The following is a 4,252-nucleotide window of genomic DNA, read 5'->3' on the forward strand; positions in this document are numbered from 1 at the left end:
ACCTGTCAGCAAAATACTTGCAACAGCGCCAGTAGAAACTTTGCACCGTTGACGCTTGCTTTGGCTTTAACCCAACTGCTACAGCAGTCTGTTGCCAACTCTTCCGGTCTAGATATAAAAGAGCAATGGTTCTGAAGTTGGCTTTAGGATGTCCTTTAACGTGTTTGCTGGCAAACAGCCCATCAGAGTCTTCTTCAATACACTGACGTACAAGCTGTGAAGGTAACGGAGTGTCTTCTGGTTGGGCAACGGTATCTAAATAGGTCATACCTGATTGATTGACCTTACCCCCATCGGAAGAGTTTATTGGTGCATCTAGTGAGTACTCCTTTCCCCCTTTGGTATGTCTTTTCTTGGCATCAATCAACCGCCACTTGAGGACACTATTAATCCAGTTAATCACCGGACCTCTCGGTTCATAAGTATCAATTTTTTTGAACACATACAACCAAGTCTCTTGAAGTGCTTCATCGTAAACCTCCTGAGGGGTGTCATATCTCCTGTGAGATAATCTGCCTGATGCTTGAATCATTTGAATCAGCCGAGTCAGGACGACACGACGGCCACGGCTTTTTGGGGAATGCTTTTGAGCTTCTAACGCTAGCTGTTGTAGTCGTTCCTCCAGTTCGTCCATAGGTTAACTCCATCTCAATCCATCTCCTGGATTTACCTTTCTAAATAACTAACGGTGGCCAACCCCGGATTCTATGCAAAGTCGGAAAAAATTTTTGAAATGGCCTCTCTAGCTCGATTTGGCATGGAATCGGTCTTTGAGAAAGTTAACAAAAACAGATGAGGCTGTTGTTTTTATTCCTGCCCATGTATAATCCTAAAACCATCAAGCGTTGGCTAGTCGGACTGATTGCTATTCCTCTAATCTGGTCAGCCTACTCCGAGTATGAAGGTAAACCCTTTACCCAAGCCAGTGATGTGATCAATGCCCTGGTGCAAGTTACAGTATTAGTCGATGCCCTTCTCAAGCAAGAAGATCCAGACAATAACTAATTGTGAGCTTTTGGCTAGTTTTGAATGCGATCGCTAAACTGGCATCAGGCGTAGAACTGGCATCAGGCGTAGAACTGGCATCTTGGGTAGAACTGGCATCTTGCCAGTTTCCTCCTTATTTTCGCGCGGGCAGGATGCCCACTCTACTCCTATTCAGGGCGAAGACTGATGCAACGCCAGTTTTGAATGCGATCGCTAAACTGGCATCAGGCGTAGAACTGGCATCTTGCCAGTTTCAATTTGCGTAGAACTGGCAAGATGCCAGTTTCATTAGAATCAACTAACTATAAATGAACAGCTGTGTAATCGGAATAGATGGCGGTGCCACTAAAACCCTTTGTGTAGTACTCAACCACCAAGGTCAAATCCTAGGTCGAGGAGAAGCCGACGCCTCCAATTATCACACCGTTGGTATCAAAACCGCTTTCGCCTCCCTAGAATCAGCCATTCGCCTCGCCACCCAACAAGCTTCCGCTAAACTATCCATGGAATCGGTCACAGTGGAAGCCATTTGTTTGGGATTAGCTGGTGTTGCTCGTCCACGAGATAGAGAAGTGGTGCGAGGCTTAGTCCCACAGTTGTTGTCAAGTCAGACAATTCCCGTCACTTGGGCATTACTCCCCTCTAATGTTGTGATTTGTGATGATGCTTTGATTGCCTTAGTGGGGGGAGTCGGTAAGCCTGTGGGAGTTGTTGCGATCGCAGGCACCGGCTCAATCGTTTTTGGACGCAATGCCCAGGGAAATACCAAACGAGTTGGTGGCTGGGGGCATATCCTAGGAGATGTTGGCAGTGCCTATCACATTGCCGTGTCTGGATTACGAGCCGCTATGAAAGCCTATGATGGCTGCGCAGTAACTAGTCTAACAACAACTAGTCTTCAGGAGCGCTTCACCACCTATTTTAACTTATCAAACTTTAATTATATCACAGATGTAATTTATCAGCCAGGGTGGGGAGTTAAAGAAATTGCTTCCTTAGCACCAATTGTGGATCAAGCAGCCGCTGAAGGCGATCAGGTAGCCATTAGCATTATCGAAGATACCGTTAATCAACTAGCCAAAGCTACCCAAGTGGTGATTGAAAGCGTATTTAGCCCTGACTCAGCATGTGAAGTAGTAACCACCGGAAGTGTATGGCATGGTCTTTCCTCAATCCGTCAGCAATTTGAATCATCCCTTGTCATGCTTAGCCCTAATGCTAAGGTGATTTGGCCTCGCCATCAGCCTGCTTATGGTGCCGGTTTGTTAGGGTTGCTGAGCCTAGGCAATAGGCAATAGGCAATAGGCAATAGGCAAGAGTAACCCACCCCTAACCTCACGGGCGAGGTGGGGTATGGCCTTATTTAATTAGTTGAGCAAATGTTGAGTAAACTCATCTAGGGAGTTAACCGTTAATGCTGTAGCCATCAACTCTTCTAATTGTTCGAGAGTTAAGGATTGAATTCTGATGGATATCTCGACAGGAATTTCGGAAAATCGCAGTTTAAGGATGCGCTCTAAACTGCCTCGACGTTCTTGTTGGATCCCTTGTTCAATGCCTTGTTCAATCCCTTGTTCAATCCCTTGAGCAAGACCCTCTTGTAAAATCTCTTGATACCAGGGCGATTCCCGTAATACTGTCATATCCCACCTCATGATTTGTTGAATTAACGGTATTTCTAATACAAAACTAGCAAAAAATGCTAATAGCGGTTCTAGTTGATTTAAGGTTTGATCCGCTCGTAAAGCCTGCACCGCTGACCGCAATTTCGATTCACTACCACCTCCTTTTAAGATCGGTACAAATGGAAATAGGGGAGGCAATGGTTGCCCTAATACTAATTCCGCCTCTACTTCCCACAGATTAATTACCCGATAATCTTGACGGGCCTTTAATCCCATGAATTCGCTTTCGTAGCAATTTTCAATAGTAACCGTGGCTGGGGGCGGCAAGATGTTAATTAATACCGGATAAGCGGATAGGTTGTATTTCTCCTCAGCTAAAGCGACATAATTGCGCATTCGCTGAGGCATATTCTGGTCATAGCGTAGTTGTAATTCATTGAGAATCAGAAATTCTTGATGTTGAGGACTAGACGCTTTTATAATCACATCGCTTTCGCGACTAATCCATTGGAACTCAGCATCTAGTAACTGAGATGCCCGCACTTGGGAATTACCGGTTACCCATTGCACCCAAGCATTGGGGGCGAGACTGATTAGGCGTTTGCTACCAATATCTGCAGGTTTTGCCATACAATTGATCCAATTAAGACTAATTATTGACTTACGCCCACCCCACGGTCGATGTGGGGTGTGGCCTTATTTAATTAATTAGGCAAATGTTGAGTAAACTCATCTAGGGAGTTAACGGTTAATGCTGTAGCCATCAACTCTTCTAATTGTTCGAGAGTTAAGGCTTGAATTTTGATGGATATCTCGACAGGAATCTCGGAAAATCGCAGTTTAAGGATGCGCTCTAAACTGCCTCGACGTTCTTGTTGGATGCCTTGTTGGATTCCTTGTTCAATCCCTCGAGCAACCCCTTGTTGGATTCCTTGTTCAATGCCTTGTTCAATCCCTTGTTCAATCCCTTGAGTAACACCCTCTTGTAAAATCTCTTGATACCAGGGCGATTCTCGTAATACTGTCATATCCCACCTCATGATTTGTTGAATTCGAGGAAAACCCACCCCACGGTCGAGGTGGGGTGTGGCCTTATTTAATTAATTGGGCAAATGTTGAGTAAACTCATCTAGGGAGTTAACCGTTAATGCTGTAGCCATCAACTCTTCTAATTGTTCGAGAGTTAAGGATTGAATTCTGATCGATATCTCGACAGGAATCTCTGAAAATCGTAGTTTAAGGATGCGCTCTAAACTGCCTCGACGTTCTTGTTGGATGCCTTGTTCAATCCCTTGTTCAATCCCTTGAGCAAGACCCTCTTGTAAAATCTCTTGATACCAGGGCGATTCCCGTAATACTGTCATATCCCACCTCATGATTTGTTGAATTAAAGGTATCTCTAAAACGAAGCTAGCAAAAAATGCTAACAACGGTTCTAGTTGATTTAAGGTTTGATCCGCTCGTAAAGCCTGCACCGCTGACCGCAATTTTGATTCACTACCACCACCTTTTAAAATTGGGACAAATGTAAATAAGGGAGGCAAAGGTTGTTCTAATACTAATTCAGCATCTACTTCCCAGAGATTAATTACCCGATAATCTTGACGGGCCTTTAATCCCATGAATTCGCTTTCGTAGCA

General features: G+C 44.6%; 7 protein-coding genes. 3 read left to right on the forward strand and 4 right to left on the reverse strand.

The genetic code is table 11. The annotated features are described in order from the left end of the window. A partial coding sequence (locus F6K38_RS36025) for a hypothetical protein (RefSeq protein ID WP_287359839.1) occupies positions 1 to 634 on the reverse strand: 634 nt, incomplete at its 3' end. A 158-nt stretch (positions 635 to 792) separates the two neighbouring features. Here F6K38_RS36025 and F6K38_RS36030 point away from each other — a divergent pair. From F6K38_RS36030 to F6K38_RS36040, 3 genes are read left to right on the forward strand one after another with little or no spacing between them, the layout of a single operon-like run. After that, positions 793 to 1,005, forward strand: a complete 213-nt coding sequence (locus F6K38_RS36030) for a hypothetical protein (protein ID WP_287265297.1) — start codon at positions 793 to 795, stop codon at positions 1,003 to 1,005. 2 nt (positions 1,006 to 1,007) lie between these two features. Further along, on the forward strand, positions 1,008 to 1,253 hold the full coding sequence (locus tag F6K38_RS36035) for a hypothetical protein (RefSeq protein WP_287265295.1): 246 nt from the start codon (positions 1,008 to 1,010) through the stop codon (positions 1,251 to 1,253). Between the two features lie 42 nt (positions 1,254 to 1,295). Continuing rightward, positions 1,296 to 2,285 carry an N-acetylglucosamine kinase gene (locus tag F6K38_RS36040; RefSeq protein WP_287359841.1) on the forward strand — a complete coding sequence of 330 codons (990 nt, stop codon included), beginning with the start codon at positions 1,296 to 1,298 and terminating at the stop codon, positions 2,283 to 2,285. A gap of 69 nt (positions 2,286 to 2,354) precedes the next feature. Here F6K38_RS36040 and F6K38_RS36045 read toward each other — a convergent pair whose 3' ends face one another. From F6K38_RS36045 to F6K38_RS36055, 3 genes are all read right to left on the reverse strand, one after another. Beyond that, positions 2,355 to 3,242, reverse strand: a complete 888-nt coding sequence (locus F6K38_RS36045) for a DUF4351 domain-containing protein (protein WP_287359843.1) — start codon at positions 3,240 to 3,242, stop codon at positions 2,355 to 2,357. 74 nt (positions 3,243 to 3,316) lie between these two features. Then, complete coding sequence (locus F6K38_RS36050) at positions 3,317 to 3,640, reverse strand: DUF4351 domain-containing protein (protein WP_287359845.1); 324 nt, start codon at positions 3,638 to 3,640, stop codon at positions 3,317 to 3,319. 72 nt (positions 3,641 to 3,712) lie between these two features. Continuing rightward, on the reverse strand, positions 3,713 to 4,252 hold a 540-nt coding region (locus F6K38_RS36055), incomplete at its 5' end, for a DUF4351 domain-containing protein (RefSeq protein ID WP_287359846.1).

This window comes from Moorena sp. SIO3B2 (genome assembly GCF_010692525.1).
Taxonomy (GTDB): domain Bacteria; phylum Cyanobacteriota; class Cyanobacteriia; order Cyanobacteriales; family Coleofasciculaceae; genus Moorena; species Moorena producens.

Coding starts and splice junctions, on each gene's coding strand:
- F6K38_RS36030 (WP_287265297.1), top strand. CDS start 793: ATGAGGCTGTTGTTTTTATTCCTGCCCATGTATAATCCTAAAACCATC.
- F6K38_RS36045 (WP_287359843.1), bottom strand. CDS start 3,242: ATGGCAAAACCTGCAGATATTGGTAGCAAACGCCTAATCAGTCTCGCC.
- F6K38_RS36050 (WP_287359845.1), bottom strand. CDS start 3,640: ATGACAGTATTACGAGAATCGCCCTGGTATCAAGAGATTTTACAAGAG.
- F6K38_RS36040 (WP_287359841.1), top strand. CDS start 1,296: ATGAACAGCTGTGTAATCGGAATAGATGGCGGTGCCACTAAAACCCTT.